The organism is Streptomyces sp. NPDC126510, assembly GCF_040302345.1.
Classification (GTDB): Bacteria; Actinomycetota; Actinomycetes; order Streptomycetales; family Streptomycetaceae; genus Streptomyces.
The window spans coordinates 63996-83821 of the sequence record NZ_JBEORR010000026.1 but is presented as its reverse complement, the minus strand read 5'-3'; the positions used below and the strand labels follow the sequence as shown (position 1 = coordinate 83821).

22 protein-coding genes are annotated in these 19826 nt (G+C 71.7%); 11 read left to right on the top strand and 11 right to left on the bottom strand.

Going from position 1 to position 19826, the window contains the following annotated elements; translation table 11 throughout:
• The first annotated feature begins 9 nt into the window (after positions 1–9).
• The 4 genes from ABTX60_RS31215 (at position 10) to ABTX60_RS31200 (ending at position 3953) form a co-directional block, all read left to right on the top strand.
• Positions 10–768, top strand: a complete 759-nt coding sequence (locus ABTX60_RS31215) for an SDR family oxidoreductase (protein WP_352100361.1) — start codon at positions 10–12, stop codon at positions 766–768.
• 199 nt (positions 769–967) lie between these two features.
• The gene (locus tag ABTX60_RS31210) at positions 968–2554 is read left to right on the top strand and encodes an ABC transporter substrate-binding protein (RefSeq protein ID WP_352100360.1); all 1587 of its coding nucleotides are present in this window, start codon (positions 968–970) and stop codon (positions 2552–2554) included.
• 93 nt (positions 2555–2647) lie between these two features.
• Positions 2648–3331 carry a uracil-DNA glycosylase gene (locus tag ABTX60_RS31205; protein ID WP_352100359.1) on the top strand — a complete coding sequence of 228 codons (684 nt, stop codon included), beginning with the start codon at positions 2648–2650 and terminating at the stop codon, positions 3329–3331.
• Between the two features lie 121 nt (positions 3332–3452).
• Positions 3453–3953 (top strand): hypothetical protein, encoded by a 501-nt coding sequence (locus ABTX60_RS31200; protein WP_352100358.1) that lies wholly within the window; start codon positions 3453–3455, stop codon positions 3951–3953.
• A 9-nt stretch (positions 3954–3962) separates the two neighbouring features.
• On the opposite strand, the gene ABTX60_RS31195 is transcribed toward ABTX60_RS31200, so the two are convergent.
• From ABTX60_RS31195 to ABTX60_RS31185, 3 genes are all read right to left on the bottom strand, one after another.
• Complete coding sequence (locus ABTX60_RS31195; protein ID WP_352100357.1) at positions 3963–4484, bottom strand: hypothetical protein; 522 nt, start codon at positions 4482–4484, stop codon at positions 3963–3965.
• Positions 4485–4623: 139 nt separating this feature from the next.
• Positions 4624–5136 (bottom strand): DinB family protein, encoded by a 513-nt coding sequence (locus tag ABTX60_RS31190; RefSeq protein WP_352100356.1) that lies wholly within the window; start codon positions 5134–5136, stop codon positions 4624–4626.
• A 44-nt stretch (positions 5137–5180) separates the two neighbouring features.
• Entirely contained in the window at positions 5181–5771 is a 591-nt protein-coding gene (locus tag ABTX60_RS31185; RefSeq protein ID WP_352100355.1) for a TetR/AcrR family transcriptional regulator, read from the bottom strand.
• A 79-nt stretch (positions 5772–5850) separates the two neighbouring features.
• Here ABTX60_RS31185 and ABTX60_RS31180 point away from each other — a divergent pair, with 79 nt between their 5' ends.
• Together ABTX60_RS31180 and ABTX60_RS31175 are read left to right on the top strand one after the other, a co-directional pair.
• Complete coding sequence (locus ABTX60_RS31180) at positions 5851–7038, top strand: FAD-dependent monooxygenase (RefSeq protein WP_352100354.1); 1188 nt, start codon at positions 5851–5853, stop codon at positions 7036–7038.
• A 13-nt stretch (positions 7039–7051) separates the two neighbouring features.
• Positions 7052–7957, top strand: a complete 906-nt coding sequence (locus ABTX60_RS31175; RefSeq protein WP_352100353.1) for a Gfo/Idh/MocA family protein — start codon at positions 7052–7054, stop codon at positions 7955–7957.
• On the opposite strand, the gene lnt is transcribed toward ABTX60_RS31175, so the two are convergent.
• Positions 7881–9446, bottom strand: coding sequence for an apolipoprotein N-acyltransferase (gene lnt / locus ABTX60_RS31170; protein ID WP_352100352.1), 1566 nt, complete (start codon positions 9444–9446; stop codon positions 7881–7883). The genes ABTX60_RS31175 and lnt overlap by 77 nt on opposite strands.
• 67 nt (positions 9447–9513) lie before the next feature.
• Positions 9514–9984, bottom strand: a complete 471-nt coding sequence (locus ABTX60_RS31165; RefSeq protein WP_352100351.1) for a nuclear transport factor 2 family protein — start codon at positions 9982–9984, stop codon at positions 9514–9516.
• Positions 9985–10080: 96 nt separating this feature from the next.
• Here ABTX60_RS31165 and ABTX60_RS31160 point away from each other — a divergent pair, with 96 nt between their 5' ends.
• Complete coding sequence (locus ABTX60_RS31160) at positions 10081–10683, top strand: DUF4291 domain-containing protein (RefSeq protein ID WP_352100350.1); 603 nt, start codon at positions 10081–10083, stop codon at positions 10681–10683.
• Positions 10684–10723: 40 nt separating this feature from the next.
• Here the strand turns inward: ABTX60_RS31160 and ABTX60_RS31155 are convergent, their stop codons facing one another.
• The 3 genes from ABTX60_RS31155 to ABTX60_RS31145 form a co-directional block, all read right to left on the bottom strand.
• Positions 10724–10903, bottom strand: coding sequence for a hypothetical protein (locus tag ABTX60_RS31155; RefSeq protein ID WP_104781900.1), 180 nt, complete (start codon positions 10901–10903; stop codon positions 10724–10726).
• A gap of 96 nt (positions 10904–10999) precedes the next feature.
• Positions 11000–11875 carry an undecaprenyl-diphosphate phosphatase gene (locus tag ABTX60_RS31150; protein ID WP_352100349.1) on the bottom strand — a complete coding sequence of 292 codons (876 nt, stop codon included), beginning with the start codon at positions 11873–11875 and terminating at the stop codon, positions 11000–11002.
• Between the two features lie 158 nt (positions 11876–12033).
• Positions 12034–12504: a winged helix-turn-helix transcriptional regulator gene (locus tag ABTX60_RS31145; protein ID WP_352100348.1), complete on the bottom strand. Its 471-nt coding sequence runs from the start codon at positions 12502–12504 to the stop codon at positions 12034–12036.
• Positions 12505–12597: 93 nt separating this feature from the next.
• On the opposite strand from ABTX60_RS31145, the gene ABTX60_RS31140 reads away from it, so the two are divergent.
• Positions 12598–13767 carry a thiolase family protein gene (locus ABTX60_RS31140; RefSeq protein ID WP_352100347.1) on the top strand — a complete coding sequence of 390 codons (1170 nt, stop codon included), beginning with the start codon at positions 12598–12600 and terminating at the stop codon, positions 13765–13767.
• Between the two features lie 18 nt (positions 13768–13785).
• Here the strand turns inward: ABTX60_RS31140 and ABTX60_RS31135 are convergent, their stop codons facing one another.
• Positions 13786–14577: a TVP38/TMEM64 family protein gene (locus tag ABTX60_RS31135; RefSeq protein WP_352100346.1), complete on the bottom strand. Its 792-nt coding sequence runs from the start codon at positions 14575–14577 to the stop codon at positions 13786–13788.
• A gap of 340 nt (positions 14578–14917) precedes the next feature.
• On the opposite strand from ABTX60_RS31135, the gene tuf reads away from it, so the two are divergent.
• Positions 14918–16087, top strand: a complete 1170-nt coding sequence (tuf, locus tag ABTX60_RS31130; RefSeq protein ID WP_352100345.1) for an elongation factor Tu — start codon at positions 14918–14920, stop codon at positions 16085–16087.
• 89 nt (positions 16088–16176) lie between these two features.
• Positions 16177–17022 carry a spermidine synthase gene (locus ABTX60_RS31125; RefSeq protein ID WP_352100344.1) on the top strand — a complete coding sequence of 282 codons (846 nt, stop codon included), beginning with the start codon at positions 16177–16179 and terminating at the stop codon, positions 17020–17022.
• On the opposite strand, the gene ABTX60_RS31120 is transcribed toward ABTX60_RS31125, so the two are convergent.
• Positions 16984–18288, bottom strand: coding sequence for an MFS transporter (locus tag ABTX60_RS31120; RefSeq protein ID WP_352100343.1), 1305 nt, complete (start codon positions 18286–18288; stop codon positions 16984–16986). The two genes, ABTX60_RS31125 and ABTX60_RS31120, sit on opposite strands and share 39 nt — an antisense overlap.
• Before the next feature lie 107 nt (positions 18289–18395).
• On the opposite strand from ABTX60_RS31120, the gene ABTX60_RS31115 reads away from it, so the two are divergent.
• Complete coding sequence (locus ABTX60_RS31115; RefSeq protein WP_352100342.1) at positions 18396–18728, top strand: hypothetical protein; 333 nt, start codon at positions 18396–18398, stop codon at positions 18726–18728.
• A 69-nt stretch (positions 18729–18797) separates the two neighbouring features.
• Here the strand turns inward: ABTX60_RS31115 and ABTX60_RS31110 are convergent, their stop codons facing one another.
• Entirely contained in the window at positions 18798–19820 is a 1023-nt protein-coding gene (locus ABTX60_RS31110) for a DUF8017 domain-containing protein (RefSeq protein ID WP_352100341.1), read from the bottom strand.
• Positions 19821–19826 lie beyond the last annotated feature (6 nt).

The following is a 19826-nucleotide window of genomic DNA, read 5'->3' as shown; positions in this document are numbered from 1 at the left end:
ACGAAGAACATGACTTCCGTGGAACTCTCCGGCAAGGTCGCCCTCGTCACGGGCGCCAGCCGCGGCATCGGCTACGGCGTGGCCGAGGCCCTCGTCGCGCGCGGCGACCGCGTGTGCATCACCGGCCGCAACGAGGACGCCCTCAAGGAGGCCGTCGAGCAGCTCGGCGCCGACCGCGCCGTGTACGTGGCGGGCAAGGCGCACGACGAGGCCCACCAGGCCCTCGCCGTCGAGCGCACGATGGAGGCCTTCGGCCGCGTCGACTACCTGGTCAACAACGCCGGTACCAACCCGGTGTTCGGGCCGATCGCCGACCTCGACCTGAACGTCGCCCGCAAGGTGTTCGAGACCAACGTCGTCTCGGCGCTCGGCTTCGCCCAGCGGACCTGGCACGCCTGGCAGAAGGACAACGGCGGCGCGATCGTCAACATCGCCTCCGTCGCGGGCCTCTCGCCCTCACCGTTCATCGGCGCCTACGGCATCAGCAAGGCCGCGATGATCAACCTGACCGTGCAGCTCGCGCACGAGTTCGCGCCCAAGGTGCGGGTCAACGCGATCGCCCCGGCCGTCGTGAAGACCAAGTTCGCCCAGGCCCTGTACGAGGGCCGGGAGGAGGAGGCCGCGGCGGCCTACCCGCTCGGCCGGCTCGGTGTGCCCTCCGACATCGGGGGCGCGGCCGCGTTCCTCACCTCCGGGCAGTCCGACTGGGTCACCGGCCAGACGCTCGTCGTCGACGGTGGCATCTTCCTCAACGCCGGAACCGGCTGACCGGGACCGCGCGCGCGGCTCGGCACGGGCGCTCGTCCCACACGGACGGCGCCCGTGTCCGCGTAAAGAAACCGCAAAGTGCGATGACAACGTCGTCAAAGGTTTATCGATCAAGAGGTCATGGACGGGGAGGGTCAGGGGGCGCGGCACTGCGGTATGGTCTGCCGACCCTTGGTATGGCAGATCGAGGAGCGTGCGCGTGTTCAAGCGGAACCGATGCCTGCGGCGGGTGGCGGCCATCGCGTCCATATCGGCCCTGCTCGCCGGATGTGGCGTGCTGTCGTCCGACACCCCGGAGGACGAAGGACCGATCGTCGTGGGCACCACCAGCGCGCCCAGCACGCTCGACCCTGCCGCGTCGTGGGACAGCTCCTGGGAGCTGTTCCGGAACATCTACCAGACGCTCCTGAGCTATCCGACGGGCGCGAGCACGCCTCAGCCGGACGCCGCCGAGAGCTGCGGCTTCAGCGACTCCTCGAACCAGGTCTACCGCTGCGAGCTGCGCGAGGGCCTGACGTTCTCCAACGGTGACGCGCTCGACGCCCAGGCGGTGAAGTACTCGTTCGACCGGATCCGGAAGATCAACGTCAACGGCGGCCCCGCGGGACTCCTGGGCAGTCTCGAGCGGGTCCAGGCGCCGAACGCGCGTGAGGTGATCTTCCACCTCAACAAGCCCGACTCGACCTTCCCGTTCGTGCTCGCCACCCCCGCCATGTCGATCGTGTCCCCGGACGCCTACCCGGACGACAGCCTGCGCAAGGGCGACGACGTGGTCGGGTCCGGGCCCTACACCCTCGATACGTACTCCGACGGCAAAGAGGCCGTCCTGGTCCGCAACGACTCCTACAAGGGCTACGCGGAGCGCCGGAACGACGCGGTGACCGTCCGCTACTTCCAGGACTCCGACGCCATGGTGACGGCGCTGCGTGACAAGGAGATCGACGTGACCTACCGCGGCCTGGCGGCCGGTGACGTGGTCGAGCTGCAGAGCAAGTCCTCCAAGGACGAGGAGATCCAGCTCGTCGAGGGCACCGGCACCGACATCAACTACCTGGTGTTCAACCCGAAGGACTCCTGGGCGAACAAGAAGGCCGTGCGCCAGGCCATCGCGCAGGTCGTCGACCGGGCGGCGATCGCCCACAAGGTCTACAAGGACACCGTCGACCCGCTGTACTCCATGGTCCCCAAGGGCCTCACCGGCCACACCACAGGCTTCTTCGACGACTACGGCGACCCCGACGTCGCCAAGGCCCGCAAGATCCTCACCGAGGCCGGCATCAACCAGCGCGTCCCGCTCACCTTCTGGTACACCAGCGACCGCTACGGCTCCGAGACCGCCGGGGAGTTCGAGGAGCTGAAGCGCCAGCTCGAGGCATCCGGCCTGTTCACGATCCGCCTGAAGAGCCGGCCGTGGAAGACGTACGTCGAGGGCTACCGGAAGGGCGAGTACCCGGTCTTCGGGCGCGGCTGGTTCCCCGACTTCCCGGACGCCGAGAACTTCATCGCGCCGTTCGTCGGCGACCAGAACGCCCTCGGCACCCCCTACCCGGCACCCGAGATCACCGGCGACCTGCTGCCCCGCTCGCGCCGCGAGAGCGACCGCGCGAACGTGGAGAAGGAGTTCGAGGAGGCCCAGCAGATCCTCGTGGACGACGCGCGGCTGCTGCCGCTGTGGCAGGGACGGCAGTACGTGGCGGCCAGCCGGGACGTCTCGGGCGCGGAGCGGGCCCTGGACCCGTCGACGATCATGATGATGTGGGAGCTGCACCGCAAGACCGCCTGGTAGGCGGTCCGGCACCGGGCTCTCCCGGGTGCGTTGTCAGTGGTCGCCTGTAGGTTCTGAGGCCTGGAAGTGACCGCACATCGTGAGGACGTTGACGTGACCGACACCGCCATGCTGCCCGAGTCCTGGCGCGGGGTTCTGGGCGACGAGCTGCAGCAGCCCTGGTTCAAGGAGCTGACGGAGTTCGTCGAGGAGGAGCGGGCGAAGGGTCCCGTCCACCCGCCGCGCGAAGAGGTCTTCGCGGCACTGGACGCCACGCCGTACGAGGGGGTCAAGGTCCTGATTTTGGGTCAGGACCCCTACCACGGCGAAGGCCAGGGGCACGGTCTGTGCTTCTCGGTCCGGCCGGGCGTGCGGATCCCGCCGTCCCTGCGCAACATCTACAAGGAGATGCACCAGGAGCTGGGCACCCCGATCCCGGACAACGGCTATCTGATGCCGTGGGCCGAGCAGGGCGTGCTGCTGCTCAACGCGGTCCTCACGGTCCGTGGCGGCGAGGCCAACTCGCACAAGGGCCGGGGCTGGGAGAAGTTCACCGACGCCGTGATCCGGGCCGTGGCCGAGCGCCCCGACCCGGCGGTCTTCGTGCTGTGGGGCAACTACGCGCAGAAGAAGCTCCCGCTGATCGACGAGTCCCGGCACATCGTGGTCAAGGGCGCGCATCCCTCGCCCCTGTCGGCGAAGAAGTTCTTCGGCTCGCGACCCTTCACGCAGATCAACGAGGCGGTGGCGGCGCACGGGCACACGCCGATCGACTGGACCATCCCGAACCTGGGCTGAGAGCAGCCGCTCGCAGGGCCGTGCCGAGACGGGCCCGATGATGTCCGGAGCCGCCTGCGCCGGATCGCCCCCGCCCGCGGTTAGCGTCGGTGCAACAGTCGGCGAGTGCGCGGAGGGCGTCGTGGCGGAGCGGCAGGAGCAGACGGCGCCGGATGCCGTGCTGACCCGGATCGGGCAGGTGGTCATGCTGCACCACGCGGGGGACCGGGAGGAGGCCCGGCACCGGTTCCTCGGCCTGTGGGCGGAGATCGGCGAGCACGGCGATCCGCTGCACCGCTGCACCCTCGCCCACTACCTCGCCGACACCCAGGACGACCCTGCGGACGAACTGGCCTGGGACCTGCGCGCGTTGACTGCCGCCGAGGAGGCCAGGGGGGAGGCCCTCGCAGTGACAGCGGTGACCGCCCTCTACCCCTCCCTGCACCTGAACCTGGCCGACGACTACGCCGGACTGGGGCACACCGACGCCGCCCGCACGCATCTGCGGTGGGCCCGGGAAGCCGCCACCGCCCTCACCGACGACGGCTACGCCGAGGGCGTGCGGGCGGCCATCGGACGGCTGGAGTCCCGGCTGGGGGAGGGCGGCCCGGGGACGTGGACGCCGCCTCGTCAGCGGCCCTGACGCGGCAGGTCAACGCCCGTACGCGTCGCGGCAGATCGTCGCCTCCGGGCTGTCCGCCCGCCACCCCCCGTAGCGCCTGCCCAGCACGCACACGTCGGCGTTGCCGCCCGGGACGCCCTTCTCGACGTTCTGGCGTACCGCCTCCGGCACGTCCGGGATGTCGGTGTGCGATCGCTGGGGGCGCCGCGGTGCGGGCTCGGGGCGTTCCGGACGGGCGGGGCGCGGACGGACGTCGCGGTGCCCGGGCTGCGGCGCCCCGCCTTGCCGCGAGGCCGCCGGAGGAGCGGCAGGGCGGGGCGCCGACGCGGCCGGCTCAGGGCGGCGGGACGCCTCTTCGATGAGCACCAGGGCCTCGCGGGCCGGTGCCTGCACGATCGGGGTCTCCGCCGCGGCATCCGGCTCCGGCGCCGACGGCCGGGACGGTGTCGCCAAGGGTCCCGGCGCGGCGGGATGCGGAACCGTCGTACAGCCGGAGAGGGCCGAGACCGCCACGGTCACCAGGAGCGTCGCTGTGGTCGTCGTTCGATGCACCCGCGCAACTCTGGTGCGTCCGGCCCGCGGTGGGGTGGCGGAACAGGCGCGGGTTGCCCCGCACGGGTGATCTCGCGCCCCGTACGGAGGGCGCCGGCGTGACGGGGGTGACGTGGGGTGAGGTGTGACGGCGGTGACGTCAGTCGCCCGTCGCGCCGTCGATGCGCTCGCGGAGCAGGTCGGCGTGGCCGTTGTGCCGTGCGTACTCCTCGATCATGTGGGTGTAGAGCCACCGCAGATTGAACCGCTCGCCGGTGCGCCGGTGCTTGCCCTCGGTGATGTCGTCGAGGCCGAAGCGGGCCGCGTTGCGCCGGGCCGTCTCGATCTCGGCCTGCCAGGTGGCATGGGCCTCCTGCCAGGTGTCCGCCTCGGTGAGGTGGAACTCGCCGTCCCGGTCCTCGTCGCTCCAGTAGATCGGCTGCACGTCCTCGCCCGTCAGCACCCGGCGGAACCAGCTGCGTTCCACGTCCGCCATGTGCCGGACCAGTCCCATCAGGGACAGATCGGACGGCTCGACGGCCGCGGCCCTGAGCTGTTCGTCGCTCAGGCCCTCGCACTTCCAGGCGAGGGTCCGGCGGTGGAAGTCCAGCCAGCCCTCGAGCATGGTGCGTTCGTCGGACGTGGGGGCGGGCATGGTGCGTTCGGTCGTCATGGAGGCATCCTTTCCGGGCAGTCTCCGGCGAACCAACAAGATTTTCAGCCCTTGAGCATCCCTTCCAGCAGCTCCCGCAGCCCGGCCCGCACTTCCTCCAGGCTGGGCACGTCGGCACCGAACGATCCCGCCACGCAGCTGAACATCAGCCCGTCCGCCCAGGCGATCAGCGAGAGGGTGTGCCGGGCGGGATCCGTCGAGCCCATTCCGGCGACCAGAGGGGTGAGTTGGTCCCGGAAGCGGGCGCCCGTGGCGTCGAAGAAGGCCCGCAGCTCGGGGCGGCGCGTCGCCTCCAGGGCCAGTTCGTAGCGGGCGAGGGTGAGCGCGCGCTGCCGCGTCAGAGTGCGGTGGGTCGCCAGGGCCAGCGCGTCCGCCAGGGCGCCGGCACCGGCCTCGGGGCCCGGCATCTCGTGCAGGGCCAGCACCCGGGCCTCACGGTCGGCCAGGCGCCGCACCGCCAGCTCCAGCAGGGCCTGCCGGGTCCGCGCGAGGTTCGACGTGGAGCCCTGGGGGAGCCCGGCCAGCTCGTCGACCGCCCGGTGCGTGAGGCCGCGCATCCCGCGCTCGGCGAGCAGGGCGAGGGCGGTGTCGGCGACGAGGTCGGATCGGGCGGGGCCGGCGGTGTGTATGGACATGAGGCTCACGCTACCCGTTCGACTACATCTGTAGTAACGTCGAAGTCGGCACTACAGGTGTAGTAACTCAGGAGGAGCCATGGGACAGCCCGGGCATGCCGTCGTGATCGGCGGGGGCATCGGAGGCCTGACGGCGGCGGTCGCCCTGCACCAGCGCGGCCTGCGGGTCACCGTGCTGGAGCGGGCCCGCGCGCTGGAACCGGTCGGCGCGGCGATCTCCCTCGCGCCCAACTCCCTGCGCGCGCTGGACGTCATCGGACTCGGCGACGAGATCCGCGAACTCGCCGCCTGGTCGGGGGACGGAGGCCTGCGCAGTCCGAAAGGGCGGTGGCTGTCCCGTTCCTCCGCCGAGGCTGCCGCCCGGCGCTTCGGCGGGCCGCTCGTACTGCTGCACCGCGCCACCCTGATCGAGCGCCTGGCCGCGCTGCTCCCCGCGGGGGCCATCCGGACGGACGCCGCCGCGACCCTCGTCCACAGCGGCGGTCCTGACCGGGCGGCCCGCGTCGCGACGGCGGACGGCGAACTCGAGGCCGACCTGGTGGTCGGTGCGGACGGGATCCGGTCCGCCGTGCGCGGGACGCTCTTCCCGCACCACCCGGGCGCCGTCTACTCCGGCTGGACGACCTGGCGGGTCGTGATCCCCCTCCCCGGCGCACGGTTCGCCTCGCACGAGACCTGGGGCAGGGGCCGGATCTGGGGCACCCACCCGCTGAAGGACGGCCGCGTCTACGCCTACGCCGGCGCCACGACCCCGGCCGGCGGACGGGCGCCCGACGACGAGAAGTCGGAGCTGCTGCGCCTCTTCGGCGACTGGCACGACCCCATCCCCGCCGTGCTCGCCGCCGTCCGCCCCGAGGACGTGCTGCGCCACGACGTCCACCACATCGCCGACCCCCTGCCCGCCTATCACCACGGCCGGGTCGCGCTGCTCGGCGACGCCGCGCACGCCATGCCGCCGAGTCTCGGCCAGGGCGGCAACCAGGCCATCGAGGACGCCGTCGTCCTCGCCCACCACTGCGACGACCTCGCCGCCTACACCGCCGCCCGGCGCCCCCGTACGACCGCCATCGCCCGACAGGCCGTGAAGGCCTCCCGCCTCAGCCTGATGAGCAGCCGGACCGGTCTCGCCCTGCGCGACACGTCCCTGAGCCTGCTGTCGCTGGCCGGCCCCGCCTTGTTCCTGCGCGGCTTCGACGGCATCGCCGACTGGCGGCCCCCGCAGAGCGACGCCGTATGCTCCGAGCAGAACCCGGCAGGCAACGGCTAGAGGAGATCACCCCGTGAAGGTCGGCTGCATCGGACTCGGCGACATCGCGCAGAAGGCCTACCTCCCGGTCCTCGCCCTCCAGCCCGGCGTCGAACTGCACCTGCAGACCCGTACGCCCGCCACGCTCGACCGGGTCGCCGAGAGCCTCCACATCCCGCGGGAGCGACGGCACGCCACCCTCGACTCCCTGCTCGCGGCGGAGCTCGACGCGGCCTTCGTGCACGCGCCCACGCTCGTGCACCCGGAGATCGTGACGCGGCTTCTCCAGGCGGGCGTACCGACCTACGTCGACAAGCCGCTCGCCTACGAACTGGAGGACTCCGCACGGCTGGTGGCGCTCGCCGAGGAGCGGGACGTGAGCCTGGCCGTCGGCTTCAACCGGCGCCACGCGCCCGGCTACAGCCAGTGCGCGGACCATCCGCGCGAGCTCATCCTCATGCAGAAGAACCGCATCGGGCTGCCGGAGGAGCCACGCGCGATGATCCTCGACGACTTCATCCACGTCGTCGACACCCTGCGCTTCCTCGTGCCCGGCGAGATCGACGACGTGACCGTGCGCGCCCGCGTCCGGGACGGACTGCTGCACCACCTGGTGCTCCAGCTCGCCGGGGACGGCTTCACCGCGCTCGGAGTGATGAACCGGCTCAGCGGTTCCGCCGAGGAGATCCTGGAGGTGTCCGGGCAGGACACCAAACGGCAGGTGGTCAACCTCGCCGAGGTCGTCGACCACAAGGGGCAGCCGACCGTGCGGCGACGCGGTGACTGGGTGCCGGTGGCCCGGCAGCGCGGGATCGAGCAGGCGGTGCTCGCGTTCCTCGACGCGGTCAGGGCGGGCAAGGTGCTCAGCGCCCGGGACGCGCTGGAGACCCATGAACTGTGCGAGCGGGTGGTACGCGCGGTTCAGGAGCGGACCGCCTGATCCGCAGCGCCCGTGTGCCCTCGCCGGCGGCCCACAGGGCGAGGATCAGCATCGCCGCGTGCACCGTCCAGTCGCCGTGGCGGATGTAGGGCGTGGTGCCGTGGGCGAGGGGGATGTCGTAGACCCGCGCGGCGGAGGCGTCCGTGCCGAGCCATGCTCCGACGCGCTGTCCGTCCGGCCCGTAGACGGCGGAGACGCCCGTCAGGGTCGCGTGCACCATGGGGCGGCCGGTCTCGGCGGCCCGCAGCGCGGCCAGCGACGCGTGCTGCTCGGGCGCCCAGCTGTGCTGGAACGTGGACGTCGACGACTGGCCGATCAGCACGTCGACGCCCTCCCGGGTGAGATGGCGGGTCATGTCCGGGAAGGCGGTCTCGAAGCACACCAGCGGGCCGGCGCGCAGATCGTCCCCGACGTTCATCACGATGGGCTGCGAGCCGCGCCTGCGGTCCTCGCCCGCGGCCTTGCCGACCGAGGTCGCCCAGCCGAGCAGCGAGCGGGCCGGGATGTACTCGCCGAACGGCACGAGCCGCATTTTGTCGTAGCGCTCGCCGGTCAGGCCCTCGGGCCCGACCAGGACCGAACTCTTGTAGATGCCCGGCTTGTCGGAGCGCCGGGCGTCCACGTTGACCAGGATGTCGGCGCCCGTCGCGCGGGAGAGGGACGCGAGCCGCCGGGCGAGGTCCGGCCGGTCCCCGAGGTCGAAACCTACGCTGCTCTCGCCCCAGACGATCAGGTCGACGTCCTGCCCGGCGAGGCGGCGGGTGAGCTGCTCCTCGCGGTCGAACCGGCTGTCGGGGCCGGCGATGACACCCGGCTGCACGACCGCGATCCTCACGTGGCCGTCGACGGCGGGGCGGGGCGAGAACGCCCAGGCGGCGGAGGTGGCCGCGGCCGTGGCGACCAGACCGGCCATGGCGGGCACCCGGGCCCGGCGAACCGCGACGAGAACGGCGACCGCGACATTGACCGCCACGAGCAGATAGCTGAGCAGCCACACCCCGCCGACCGAGGCGAGCCGCAGCGCGGGCTGGGCCTGCCACTGACTGCTGCCGAGCATGCCCCAGGGGCCGCCGAGGCCCTGCCAGGAGCGGATCAGCTCGATGGCCAGCCAGCCCGAGGGCAGCACCAGCAGTGCCACCGCGACCTGGCCTGCGGAGGGGAAGCCGCCCAGCAGCCTGCGCACCAGCCGGCCCCAGGGGGCCCACAGGGCGCCGAGCAGGGCGGCGATGAGGAACGTGAACACGTTCAGGCTCGGCAGCAGCCAGTGGTGCATGGCCAGCATGAAACCGAAACCGCCGCACCAGCCGTCGTACGCGGCCCGCTTCCCGGTCGGCGCGGTGCGCAGCAGTAGGAGCCAGGGCACCAGGGCGACGTAGGCGCACCACCACAGGGACGGCCCGGGGAAGGCGAGGACGGGGAGGGCGCCCGCGACCGCGGCAGCGGCCGAGCGGCGCCAGGGGGAGGCGAGCCAGTGGCCGAGCGTCTTCATAGGCGCCTCCTACCCGCGGGTGCCTCCAGTGTGCGCCCTGCGGACGATCTAGGACACCGGGGTCGGGTCAGTTGACCACAGGTGCCGTCCGCGGCTCGGGAAGGCGCCGCCACTTCTCCCGCACGACCACCACGCTCAGCCGCCAGCCGTCGGCCGTGCGCAGTACCCCGAAGGCGTACCGGCCGCCGCACACGAAGTCGGGAGCGGGTCCGGAGGTGGCCATGGGATTGACGTAGTCGGCCTGGACCTCGGCCGTGTCACCGGTGTCCTGCTCCCAGATCCCGAAGCGCACCCGCCGGTTGACGATCAGATGCTGCCGCATCGGGAACAGCTCCAGGCTCTCCGCGAGCCAGGCGGCGACCGCCCCGGCTTCTCCCTCGATGCCGCCGGCCGAGCGGTAGTCCGCCCGCCCGCGAGGGGCGAACAAGCCTCGGTACGCTTCCCAGTCGCCGTCGTCGACCGCCACCGCGTAGTCGGTGATCAGTCCGTCGACGGCCAGTCGGTCTCTCACGGTGGCGAGTTCCACGCGCTGCGTCATCGGCTCAGTGTTGGGCATGGCGGGGACCGGGCCAAGAGCCGTGCGCGCGTGATATTCGGTGGCCGCCGAGGGGTGCCGGGGCCCAGCCTGTCCTTCGTGAACGATCGACACGAACCGAAGTACCGGGTGCGGGCCCGCCACACCGAGTCCACGATCACGGTCTACCAGGCCTACCGCCCGGAGATCGGCGGCCCCGCCGCCCGCCACGGCCGCTTCCCGGCTTCCTGGAAGCGCGAGCGCATGACCTGGATCAAGCCCTCGTTCCTGTGGATGATGTACCGCTGCGGCTGGGGCACCAAGGAGGGCCAGGAGACGGTCCTGGCGATCGAGGTCGACCGCGAGGGCTTCCTCTGGGCCCTGCGCAACGCGTGCCTGTCCCACCACGTCCCCGCTCTGCACGGTGACCAGGCCTCCTGGAAGCGGCAGTTGAGGCAGGCACCCGCGCGGGTGCAGTGGGATCCGGAACGGGATCTGCACCACAACCCGCTGCCGCACCGGTCACTTCAGCTGGGGCTCGCGGGGGAGGCGGCCGCGCGCTACGCGGACGAGTGGATCAGGGGGATCGAGGACGTCACGCCGCTCGCCGCTGAGATCCACGGGCTGGTACGGGCGGGGCAACTGGAGTCGGCCGCGGGGCTGTTGCCCGAGGAGCGGCCCTTCGCAGTCGACGACGAGGTGCTGGCGCGGCTGCGCGCCTAGAGGTGGGGTACGGGTCGGACAGACGGGTGGTGGGAAGCGCTCAGGCCGCCTTGACGACGCCGCCTCGGAGCGCGGCGGCCCATTCGACGACGAGAAGCTCGTACTCCGCGCGCTCCTCGGCCGACAGGGTGCCGCCCGTGCGCTGCCACAGCGCACGGATCTCCTCGTTGACCTCGGCAGCGGACCGCACGGAACCAGGGGTCACGAAATCGGGGGACATGCGGACAAGCCTAGGGGCAGCCACTGACAGCCCGCTACCGGACGGCTACCCCACGGCTATGTGGTTGGTCACGAGACCGGGGTCACAGGCCCGGGGTCAGCCCGCCGACTCGGCGGCGTGGGGGCTCAGGGCACCCATGCCGACCAGGGCGATGATGACGATGCCGAGCGCGATGCGGTAGTAGACGAACGGCATGAAGCTCTTGGTCGAGATGAACTTCATGAACCAGGCGATCACCGCGTACCCGACGACGAAGGCGATGATCGTCGCGAAGATCGTCGGGCCCCAGGAGACGTGGCCGCCCTCCGTCGCGTCCTTCAGCTCGAACAGACCCGAGGCGAGCACCGCGGGGATGGCGAGCAGGAAGGAGTAGCGGGCCGCGGCCTCGCGCTTGTAGCCCATGAACAGACCGCCGCTGATGGTGGCGCCGGAGCGGGAGACGCCCGGGACGAGCGCCATGGCCTGGCAGACGCCGTAGATCAGGCCGTCCCGTACGCCCAGGTCCTCGAGGGCCTTGCGCTGCTTGGGTGCGCGGTGCTTGCCGCCGCTCTCGTCGCGGGCCGCGAGCCGGTCGGCGACGCCCAGGACGATGCCCATGACGATCAGCATCGTCGCGGTGATCCGCAGATCGCGGAACGGTCCCTCGATCTGGTCCTTCAGCGTCACGCCGAGCACGCCGATGGGGATCGAGCCGACGATCACCAGCCAGCCCATCCGCGCGTCGGGGTCGCTGCGCATCGCCTTGTTCGTGAGCGAGCGCGTCCATGCCGAGATGATCCGCCCGATGTCCTTGCGGAAGTAGATCAGCACGGCCGCCTCGGTGCCGATCTGCGTGATCGCCGTGAAGGCGGCGCCCGGGTCCTTCCAGTCCGCGAAGGCCGCCGTCAGCCGCAGGTGGGCACTGGAGGAGACGGGAAGGAACTCGGTCAGCCCCTGGACGAGTCCGAGGATGAGTGATTCGAACCAAGACATGAGGTAGCGGAGTCCAAGTGCCGATCGTGGGACGGACGACGGGCGCACCGGGCCGCCGTTGCGGTGAACGGGGGATCATGTGTGCCGAGGGGGAAGCGTAGCGCCCCCGGACGGCCCACTCGACACAGGGGTTTGGAAGCGCTCCCGACCAGCGGCGATCAGGCCGCGGTGGGTCCGGTCACCGTCCAGCCCGGGGTCTGCGGGCGGGCGGTGAGGTCCTCGTGGCGCACCTCGTCGCCACAGGCGCGGCAGGTGACGGCCGGGGCGAGGGGCCGCCCGCAGGAGTGCTCCAGGACCATCGGGCGGTCGCCGTCGGGCCGGAGGTGGCGGTCGCCCCACGCCATGAGGGTCATCAGCACCGGCTCCAGTTCCAGTCCCGCCCGTGTCGGCCGGTACTCGAAGCGCTGCGGGCGCTCGCTGTAGGGGTGCTTGGCGAGGATCCCGGCGTCGACGAGCCGGCGCAGCCGGGTGGCCAGGATGTCGCGCGGGGTGCCGATGTTGCGCACCAGTCGGTCGAACCGGCCATTGCCCAGGCATACCTCCCGCAGCACGAGCAGCGAGTACTTCTCGCCGACGATCGCGAGCGTGTCGGCGATGGAGCAGGGGCGCGGGTCTTTGCGGTCGGCCATGAGGATCAGTCTAGGAGAGGGTTGGATTTTCCAACCCTGCGGGCTACGGTGAGTCCGGATTTCCTACTCACTGGTAGCCGTGGAGGCCCGCACATGCGTGACGCAGTGATCGTCGAAGCCGTACGCACCCCGATCGGCAAGGGCAAACCGAACGGCGCCCTGGCACACGTCCACCCCGTGGAGCTCCTCGCCCACACCCTGCGCACCCTCGTCGAGCGGTCGGGGATCGACCCGGGGCTGATCGACGACGTCATCGGCGGCACCGTCGACCAGGTCGGCGAGCAGGCCATGAACACCACCCGCTACGCCGTGCTCTCCGCCGGGTTCCCGGAGTCGGTGCCCGCGACCACCGTGGACCGCCAGTGCGGCTCCTCGCAGCAGGCCGTGCACTTCGCGGCGCAGGGTGTGCTCTCCGGTGCGTACGACATGGTCGTGGCCTGCGGGGTGGAGTCGATGAGCCGGGTGCCCATGTGGTCGAACGTGCCCGAGGGCAAGGACCCCTTCGGCCCCGGAGTCGCCGGGCGCTACCCGGAGGGGCTCGTCCCGCAGGGGATCAGTGCCGAACTGATCGCCGCGAAGTGGTCGATCGGCCGCGAGCGGATGGACGCCTTCGCCGTCTCCTCGCACCACAAGGCCGCCGAGGCGTGGGAGAACGGGCTGTTCGACGCCGAGGTCGCGCCCCTGGAGGGGGTCACGCGCGACGAGTGCGTACGCCCCGGCAGCACGACGGAGATCCTCTCCGGCCTCAAGCCCGCCTACCGCGACCCCGGCTTCGCCGAGCGCTTCCCGCAGATCGAGTGGAACGTCACGGCGGGCAACGCCAGCCCGGTCAACGACGGGGCCTCGGCGGTGCTCATCACCTCGAGCGAGACGGCCGCCCGGCTCGGCCTGCGTCCGCTGGCCCGCCTGCACAGCTTCGCCGTCACCGGATCCGACCCGCTGCTGATGCTCACGGGCGTGATCCCGGCGACCGAGAAGGTACTGCGCAGGGCCTCACTGAGCCTGGACGACATCGACCTGTTCGAGGTCAACGAGGCGTTCTCCAGTGTCGTACTGGCCTGGCAGCAGGAGACCGGCGCCGACCTCGCCCGGGTCAACGTGCACGGCGGGGCCATCGCGCTCGGGCATCCCCTCGGCGCGAGCGGCACCCGGCTGACGACGACACTGGTGCACGCGATGCGGCAACGAGGCGCCCGGTACGCGCTCCAGACCATGTGCGAGGCGGGCGGACTCGCCAACGCCATGGTGCTGGAACGGATCTGAGCCGGGGGAGACGGCGCGTCAGAGCCGGCGCAGCTGGTGGCGCTTGCGCCAGGCCACCACCATGCCCGCCAGCCCGGGCAGGGCGATGCACGCCATGGCGATGAGGAACGCGGGGGAGGTCGGAGCGGAGGCGCGGGCGCCCGCGACGGCGTAGGCGGCGGTGTTCGGGATCGAGCCGAGGCCCGTGGCCAGCAGGAACGGCAGCAGGCCCATGCGCGAGACGGAGGCGCAGTAGTTCGCGGCCCAGAACGGCACACCGGGGAACAGCCGCACCATCAGCATCGAACGGAAGCCGTGCCGGCTGAGCTGGCCGTCCGCCGCCTTCAGCCAGCGCCCCCGCAGCAACGGCCGCAGGGCGTCCTGGCCCAGCGCCCGGCCCAGGCAGAAGGCGATCCCGGCACCGAGCACCGTCCCCGTCAGGGCCACGCCGAGGCCGAGCTGCGAACCGAACAGGGCGCCCGCCGCGAGGTTCAGCAGCGGCCTCGGCACGAACGCCACGGTGCACACGCCGTACGCCACCGTGAACACGGCCGCCGCCGCGGCACCCGAGAGCTGGGGCGGCCAGCCCTCCGTCAGCAGGCGCTGCGGCTCGAACAGGAGCACCCCGCACGCGCCGGCGGCGAGCAGCACGACGAGCAGGGACAGTCGCGAATACGGGGAGAGCAGAACTCTCGTGCAGCGGGCGGCGAAACGGGTCGGTTCGGCGGGCGAGACGGTCGTTGCCGGGGGAACGGCGACGGCGAGCTCCGCGGCGGTGGCCCGGGGAGAGGCCGTGGCGGTGCCCCCAGAGCGGGTGGTGGCATCGAGCATCCGGTGACACTAACCGACAAATGTGTGTGATCGCCGTATGGTTCGTCTCACGAGCGTCACAGTCCCCGGCCCGCGCGCCCGTGCGCAGGGCGGACGAAAACCATTCGACGTGCGGTAAGGCGTCGGCAATCATCGACGCATGTTCCGGCACGCCTTCGCCCTCGCAGCATCCGTGGTCACGGATGCCCCGAAGGCTGCCGTCCTCGATCTCACGGCCGTCATGGACGGCGCCCGAAGCTGACCCTCTCCGGTTCGTCCGGCGGACCCCGCAAGGGGAGGGTCGGGCAGGTCCTCGGGGTCCCACTTCTTCTTCGCTGATCACACGCTTCGAGGTACAGCCATGTCCAAAACGGCTTATGTCCGCACGAAACCGCATCTCAACATCGGCACGATGGGTCATGTCGACCACGGCAAGACCACGTTGACGGCCGCCATCACCAAGGTCCTCGCCGACCGCGGCAGTGGCGCGTTCGTGCCGTTCGACCGGATCGACCGGGCGCCCGAGGAGGCGGCGCGCGGCATCACCATCAACATCGCGCACGTGGAGTACGAGACCGGCACCCGGCACTACGCGCACGTCGACATGCCGGGCCACGCCGACTACGTCAAGAACATGGTCACCGGCGCCGCCCAGCTCGACGGGGCGATCCTCGTCGTCTCCGCGCTCGACGGGATCATGCCGCAGACCGCCGAACACGTCCTGCTCGCCCGGCAGGTGGGCGTCGACCACATCGTGGTCGCCCTGAACAAGGCCGACGCGGGGGACGAGGAGCTGACCGACCTGGTCGAGCTCGAGGTCCGCGACCTGCTCACCGCGCACGGCTACGGCGGCGACTCCGTGCCCGTCGTACGCGTCTCGGGGCTGAAGGCGCTGGAGGGGGACCCGCGCTGGACGGCGTCGATCGAGGCACTGCTCGACGCGGTGGACACGTATGTGCCGATGCCGGAGCGGTATCTGGACGCGCCGTTCCTGCTGCCGGTGGAGAACGTGCTGACCATCACCGGCCGGGGGACGGTGGTGACCGGGGCGGTCGAGCGAGGTCTCGTGCGCGTCGGTGACCGGGTCGAGGTGCTCGGGGCCTCCGCCGAGACGGTGGTCACGGGGCTGGAGACCTTCGGCAAGCCGATGGAGGAGGCGCAGGCCGGGGACAACGTGGCGTTGCTGTTGCGGGGGGTTCCGCGGGATGCCGTCCGGCGGGGGAATGTCGTCGCCGCGCCGGGAAGTGTGAAGCCGCGGCGGCGCTTCTCGGCGCAGGTGTACGTCCTGTCGGCTCGGGAGGGTGGACGGACGACGCCCGTCTCCTCCGGGTACCGGCCGCAGTTCTACATCCGGACCGCGGATGTGGTGGGCGTCGTCGACCTCGGAGAGGTTGCGGTGGCCCGGCCCGGTGACACGGTCGCGATGACGGTGGAGCTGGGGAGGGACATGCCGTTGGAGCCGGGGCTCGGGTTCGCCATCCGTGAGGGTGGCAGGACTGTGGGGGCGGGGACCGTGACCGTGGTGGGTTGAGGTCGTGCGGGGGACTGCGGGCCGTTGTGGCTGGTCGCGCGGTTCTCCGCGCCCCTGAAGTGGCGTGGTCGCACAGGCACAATGAGAGGGTGAATGAGCCTGTACCAGTCGCCCGGGCCGTCGACCACGGGTTTGCCAAGCTGATGCCCGACGTCGATCGGGAGCGGGCCTGGCTGCTGACCGTGGACGGGGCGCCGCAGTCCTACGTCGATCTCGACGAACCCGCGCATCTGGAGTTCGAGTACACCAGGCGGCTCGGGCACGTGCTGGACGTCGTGGCCGAGCCGGGGCGGGCGCTGGACGTGGTGCATCTCGGGGGCGGTGCGCTCACGTTGCCGCGGTACGTGGCCGCGACCCGCCCGGGCTCGCGGCAGGACGTCGTCGAGGCCGACCGGGGGCTGCTGGAACTGGTGACGGAGCATCTGCCGTTGCCGGAGGGCGCGGCCGTCGCCCTCCACCCGGCGGACGCCAGGGCCTGGCTGGAGAACGCCCCCGCGGACTCGGCGGACGTTCTCCTCGCGGACGTCTTCAGCGGGTCACGGGTGCCTGCGCACCTCACCACCGTCTCCTACGTCCGCGAGGCCGCGCGGGTGCTGCGGGGGAGCGGGGTCTACCTCGCCAACCTCCCCGACGCCGCGCCCTTCGGCTTCCTGCGGTCGCAACTCGCCACGCTGGCCGACTTCTTCGGGGAACTCGTGCTGATCGCCGAGCCGGGTGTGCTGCGGGGCCGGCGGTTCGGGAACGCCGTGCTCGTCGCCGGGCACCGGGCGATCGACGTCGCAGCCCTGGTCAGGCTCACCGCCGCGGACGCCTTCCCCGCCCGGGTCGAACACGGCTCGGCCCTGCGCAAGTTCATCGGCGGCGCGCGGCCCGTCGGGGACGCGGACGCCGTGCCGTCACCCGAGCCCCCCGACGGGGCGTTCGGCATCGGCTGACGCGGGCTCGGTGCCGCCCTGGGCGACCGGTGCGGTCCGGCGGCGCAGATCGCGGACGTCCGGTACGCACAGCACGGCCGCCGTGACCAGGACGACCAGGCCGGAGCAGCCCCATAGCGCAGCGGTGCGGCCGAAGGCGTCCTCCGCCGGGCCGGCCGCGGCCGTGGCGAGGGGGACCAGGGCGACGGAGCCGAACCAGTCGTACGCCGCGACGCGGGAGAGTTTGTGCTCGGGGATCTCCTGGTGCAGTGCCGTCATCCAGGAGACGCCGAACACCTCCACCGTCGCGCCGGCGAGGAACATCACCCCGTACAGGACGCCGATCGGCACCGGGACGGCGAGGGCGGCGGAGGGCAGGGCCAGCGGGAACACGCAGAGGGTGCCGGCGAAGAGCAGGCGGCGGGGTTTCCAGCGGGTCATCAGCAGGGCACCGGCCACCGTGCCCGCACCGAACGCGCCCAGGGCGAGCCCCCAGGGGCCCGCGCCGCCCAGGTGGTCACGGGCGACGAGCGGGCCGTAGACGGCGTCCGCGGCGGCGACGACCGCGTTGGCGATGGAGAACTGGACGACGATGCCCCACAGCCAGGGACGGCCGGCGAACTCGCGCCAGCCGTCCCGCAGATCGGTGAGCAGGCCGCCGCCCGGAGCGCGGGGCGGGATGTGGCCGACGTCGAGGGAGGCCCGCAGCGCTCCGGCGACTGCGAAGGCGGCCGCGTCCACCGCGAGCACCCAGCCGGGCCCGATCGCCGCGACCATGGCGCCCCCGAGCGCGGCACCGCCGAGGGCCGCGCCCTGCATCGCCATCCTGAACACGGCGAACGCGCGGCCGGCGTTCTCGCCGTCGACCGAGGACATCAGCATGCCCTCGGCGGCCGGGCCGAAGAAGGCCTGGCCGGTGCCGCCGAGCGCGGCCAGCAGCATCATGTGCCACAGCCGGGGCTCCCCGGTCAGCACGAGGAAGGCGAAGGCGGCCTGGGAGAGGCAGTTCAGGACGTTGGCCGCGACCATCACGTGGTGCCGGGGCAGCCGGTCCGACACGGCGCCGCCGATCAGCAGGAACAGCACCAGCGGCAGGGTCCGCGCCGCCGCCACCAGGCCGACGTCACCGCCGTCGCCGCCCGTTTCGAGGACGGCGAACGCCGACGCCACCAGGGCGCCGTGGCTGCCCAGGCCGGTGACGACCGCGGCCGTGGTCAGCAGGGAGTAGTTGCGGCCCGCCCAGGCGGGTCTGCGGGGGCTCCGGGAGGAGGCGGTGGGGGACGTCACCGGCCGACTATCGCCGCCCGGGGCCCCTCCTGCCAAACGGTTTGCGCGGCGTGACCGCGCATCGCTAAGTTGATCTTGATTTGACCGTGAAACGGGGAAGGAAACGCATGTACAAGCGTTCTGCGACGCTGCTGGCCGCGGCGGCATTCATCGGTGCCGCACTGCCGGTCATGGGCGCGGGGTCCGCCTCGGCGGCCGGTGCTTTCAAGTGCCAGCCGACGTCTCACAGCTACGTGGTCGTCAAGGAGAAGGCCGCGGTGCACTCCCGCTTCTCGGCCGACTCCAAGGTGGTCGACTACGTCTACAAGAACAACAAGGTGCACGCCTACTGGGACTGCACCAACTCCTCGGGCAACCCCTGGGTCTGCATCGGCAGCTGTCACGTGGACGACGACGCCATCAGCGGGCGCTGGGTCTACCGCGGGTACCTGAGGGGCTGACCCTCACGACGCTCCGGTGAGCCGGGCCCGCCCCCGTCGCAGGGGGCGGGCCCGTTCCGATTCTCCGGGTCAGCCGCCGGTCGGCTCGCCGTGCAGGCGGACCGTGCTGAGGATCTTCATGATGGTCTTCTCGGGCACTTCGCCCTTGACGCCCTTGGCACCGAAGAAGCTCCACGCGACGAAGTCACCGGCGGAGTTCTTGAAGCCGAACGTGACGGCCTTGCCGTCGCTCGCGCACTTGCCCTTGTCGGGGGTGTCCTCCGAGTGCGCCCAGGCGACGCTGCCCTTCACGCCCGAGGCGGTGGTGTAGGGCTTGGCCTTGTCGTCGGTCTTGACGCTCTTCTTGTCCGGCTGGGTGTAGCCGCCGTACACCCACGCGGCCGCCTGGTTGACCGCGACCTCGTCCGTGTTCTTGGCACCGTCGGCGCCTTTGGTGCCCACCCCGGCCAGGGACTCGGTCTCGGTACGGCCGTCCTTGTTGTCGTCGCTCGTGCACCACTCGGACTTGTAGAACGCCGGTGCCGACATGAGGATCAGCGGCTTGCCGTCGTCGGACTTCTCGTCCTCGAAGTAGACGTACGACGTCGGGGACGCCACTTCCCAGTCGGCCGGGACGTCGAAGGCGGTGCCCCACTTGGGGTTGACGACGACCTTCCAGCCCTTGACCGTGGGCTGCGCCGCCTCGCCGCCGCGAGGGTTGTCGTCCGAGGCGGGGGCGCTCGGCTTCTCGGCCGACGGGCTCGTCGTGACCTTGCCGTCCTTGCCGTCCTTGCCGCCGTCGGCCGTGTCGTCCTTGTCGCCGCCCAGTACCAGGAAGCCGGTGACACCGGCCGCCACGACCACCGCCGTGGCCGCGATGATCGCGACCAGCTTCGTCCGGCCGCCACCGCCACCGCCCTGCGGCGGCTGCGGGGGCTGCGGCGTGCCGGCCGGCCCGGGGGCGCCCCACTGCGGCTGCTGCCCATAGGGGCTGGGCTGCTGCTGGTATCCCGGCTGCTGATAGGGATTCGGCTGCTGGTACCCCGGCTGCTGGTACGGGTTGTTCGCTTGCGGGTTCTGCTCGCCCCCGGGCGGCTGCTGTCCTGGCCACATGGGCAG

Bases quoted from the DNA above. Each gene is read 5' to 3' on its own strand.
- ABTX60_RS31215 (WP_352100361.1), top strand. From the start codon at position 10: ATGACTTCCGTGGAACTCTCCGGCAAGGTCGCCCTCGTCACGGGCGCC.
- ABTX60_RS31190 (WP_352100356.1), bottom strand. From the start codon at position 5,136: ATGACGACCGAACGCACCATGCCCGCCCCCACGTCCGACGAACGCACC.
- ABTX60_RS31185 (WP_352100355.1), bottom strand. From the start codon at position 5,771: ATGTCCATACACACCGCCGGCCCCGCCCGATCCGACCTCGTCGCCGAC.
- ABTX60_RS31180 (WP_352100354.1), top strand. From the start codon at position 5,851: ATGGGACAGCCCGGGCATGCCGTCGTGATCGGCGGGGGCATCGGAGGC.
- lnt (WP_352100352.1), bottom strand. From the start codon at position 9,446: ATGAAGACGCTCGGCCACTGGCTCGCCTCCCCCTGGCGCCGCTCGGCC.
- ABTX60_RS31165 (WP_352100351.1), bottom strand. From the start codon at position 9,984: ATGACGCAGCGCGTGGAACTCGCCACCGTGAGAGACCGACTGGCCGTC.
- ABTX60_RS31155 (WP_104781900.1), bottom strand. From the start codon at position 10,903: ATGTCCCCCGATTTCGTGACCCCTGGTTCCGTGCGGTCCGCTGCCGAG.
- ABTX60_RS31150 (WP_352100349.1), bottom strand. From the start codon at position 11,875: ATGTCTTGGTTCGAATCACTCATCCTCGGACTCGTCCAGGGGCTGACC.
- ABTX60_RS31145 (WP_352100348.1), bottom strand. From the start codon at position 12,504: ATGGCCGACCGCAAAGACCCGCGCCCCTGCTCCATCGCCGACACGCTC.
- ABTX60_RS31140 (WP_352100347.1), top strand. From the start codon at position 12,598: ATGCGTGACGCAGTGATCGTCGAAGCCGTACGCACCCCGATCGGCAAG.
- ABTX60_RS31135 (WP_352100346.1), bottom strand. From the start codon at position 14,577: ATGCTCGATGCCACCACCCGCTCTGGGGGCACCGCCACGGCCTCTCCC.
- tuf (WP_352100345.1), top strand. From the start codon at position 14,918: ATGTCCAAAACGGCTTATGTCCGCACGAAACCGCATCTCAACATCGGC.
- ABTX60_RS31115 (WP_352100342.1), top strand. From the start codon at position 18,396: ATGTACAAGCGTTCTGCGACGCTGCTGGCCGCGGCGGCATTCATCGGT.
- ABTX60_RS31110 (WP_352100341.1), bottom strand. From the start codon at position 19,820: ATGTGGCCAGGACAGCAGCCGCCCGGGGGCGAGCAGAACCCGCAAGCG.